The 2,725-nt window shown below is 70.9% G+C and carries 1 protein-coding gene; it reads left to right on the plus strand.

All coding sequences use genetic code 11. The annotated features are described in order from the left end of the window. A partial coding sequence (locus HGA03_RS18385) for an Ig-like domain-containing protein (protein WP_210732651.1) occupies window positions 1–2,725 on the plus strand: 2,725 nt, incomplete at both ends.

Here is a 2,725-nt window from a genome sequence, read left to right on the forward strand (position 1 = left end):
AGGTGACCTTCTCGGTGCCGGAGCAGGTGCAGATCGTCGAGGACGGTCCGTACCTGTCCGACGCGGACGGCAAGGTCGTGGTGCACCTGACCTCGACGGTGGCCGGGACCTACTCGGTGTCCGCCTCCGTGGGCGGGGACCAGATCGGTTCGGCCCGCACCATCGAGTTCACCGCTGATCTTCCGGTGGTGGGCGACGGTGGTTCGCGGATCGCCGCGTCCAGCGGCGCCGTGGCGGCCGACGGTGTGGCGACGCACTGGGTCGAGGTCACCGCGGTCGATCAGTACGGCAACCCGGTTCCGGGTGCCGAGGTCGCGCTGACTCTGCCGGGCGAGCTGGTGTTGTCGCAGGGTGCGGCCACCGGTGTCACCGGCGACCAGGGCACGTACCGTGTGCTCGTCAGCTCCACCGTCGAGGGCACCTTCGAGGTGACCGCCACGGTGGATGGCCAGGCGATCACCGAGGGCAGCCCGGCACGGGTCACCTTCGCCCGCGGTTCCGCCTCGGCCCAGCACTCCTCGTGGGTGGTGGAGCCGGCTGGCTCGCTGCCGGTGGGTGAGCGGTTCACCGCGACGGTGTCGCTGAACGACGCGCAGGGCAACCCGGTGGGTGCTGGGCGCGAGGTGACCTTCTCGGTGCCGGAGCAGGTGCAGATCGTCGAGGACGGTCCGTACCTGTCCGACGCGGACGGCAAGGTCGTGGTGCACCTGACCTCGACGGTGGCCGGGACCTACTCGGTGTCCGCCTCGGTGTCCGGTGGCCAGATCGGCACCGCCCGCACGCTGGAGTTCACTGCCGGTGACCCGGACCTGACCGCCGATGGCACGTCGACGCTGGCCGCGACCACGGGTGACCGTGCCGCGGATGGCGCCGACCGGCACACGGTCACCGCGACCGTGCGCGACGCGCTCGGCAACCCGGTGTCCGGCGCCGAGGTCGTGTTCGCTCTCCCCGAGGGTGGACCGGTCCCGGCGTCCGGGACGACCACGATGCGCACGGACAGCTCCGGCGTGGCGAAGGTCGACCTGGTGTCCACCGTCGCCGGGACCTTCGAGGTCACGGCCACGGTGAACGGTGCCCCGCTGCTGAATGGCAGCCCGGCGCGGGTCAGCTTCATCGGTGGGCCGGTCAGTGCCCAGGACTCCACGCTGACGGTGGCCCCGCAGGGCCCGCTGCCGGTGGGCCGTGAGGCGGGCAACACCTACACCGCGACGGTGACCACCCGGGACACCCTGGGCAATGCCGTCACCGGGATCCCGGTCTCCTTCGAGATCGTGGACGCCTCCGGTGCCGTGGTGACCGAGCCGCTGCTGTCCGCGACGTCGGTGCAGTCCGACGCCGAGGGCCGTGCGGTGGTCACGGTGAACTCGACCCTGGCGGGTGAGTTCACGCTGCGGGCGCTGGTGAACCGGGAGCTGGTCGGTGGGCAGGGTGCCACGGTGTCCTGGACCGCCGGCACGGCTTCGGCCGAGAAGTCGGCGCTCACCGTCACCGGTGGGGTCGTCGAGGCCGATGGTGTGGCCGCCCACCGGGCGACCGTCACCGTGGTCGACGGCTACGGCAACCCGGTCTCCGGGGTCGAGGTCGACTTCGGGATCGCAGCCGGTGCGCAGCTGAGCGCCGCCTCCGCTGTGTCCGGCTCGGATGGCACGGCCTCGGTCGAGATCACCTCGACCACCGCCGGGGAGTACGCGGTCTCCGCGCACATGTCCGGTGCCGAGGTCTCCGGCTCGCCGCAGACGGTGGAGTTCGGGCACGGTGCCGGGTCGGCGATCCGGTCGACCTGGACGGTGACCCCGCAGGGCAGCCTGCCGGTCGGGGAGGAGTTCACCGCCACCGTCACGGTCAACGACACGAACGGCAACCCGGTCTCCGGTGCCGTGGTTGGCCTGCAGGTGCCGGACGGTGTTACCACCGGCGCCGCTGGTCCCTATGTCACCGGCCAGGACGGCACGGTGTCCGTGACTCTGACCTCATGGATCGCGGGCGAGTACCCGGTGTCCGTGTGGCTGGGCGCGGACCAGATCGGTGAACAGAAGACCCTGGTCTTCGCCGCCGGTGAGGTCTCGACCACTGAGTCGCAGATCGAGGCCACCACGCCGGTCCAGGCCAACGGCAAGGACACCAGCACGGTCACCGTCACCCTGCGCGATGACCACGGCAACGCCGTGACCGCCGCGCACCAGGTGGACGTGACCAGCACGCTCGGCACGGTCGGGCCGGTCAAGGCGAACGGGGACGGTACCTACACCGCCACCGTGAGCTCCCTGACTGCCGGGGTGTCCGCGATCGGGTTCTCGATCGACGGCACCGTGGCCGCGCAGAGTGCACAGGTGACCTTCGTCGCCACGCCCGCGACGCCGGTGGTGGACCCCACCAACGGCAAGCAGGTGACCGGCACCACGGAGCCGGGCACGACGGTCACTTTCGAGGACGGCAACGGCACGCCCATCCCGGGTGAGCTGGTGGTCAACCCGGACGGGTCCTTCGTCTTCACGCCGGACAGCCCGCTGCCGGATGGCACCAAGGTCGTCGTGACCGCGGTGGACGAGAACGGCTTCGAGTCGGACCCGGCCGTCGTGATCGTGGACGCCATCGCGCCGGACGCTCCGATCGTGCACCCGGGTCAGGGTGACAAGGTCGAGGTCGAGGGTGTGGAGGACGGTGCCAAGCCGATCATTCGTGACCCTGACACGGGCGAGGAGATTCCTGGTTCGTGGGAGGA

The sequence above is a fragment of the Cellulomonas denverensis genome, from assembly GCF_012396125.1.
GTDB lineage: Bacteria > Actinomycetota > Actinomycetes > Actinomycetales > Cellulomonadaceae > Cellulomonas > Cellulomonas denverensis.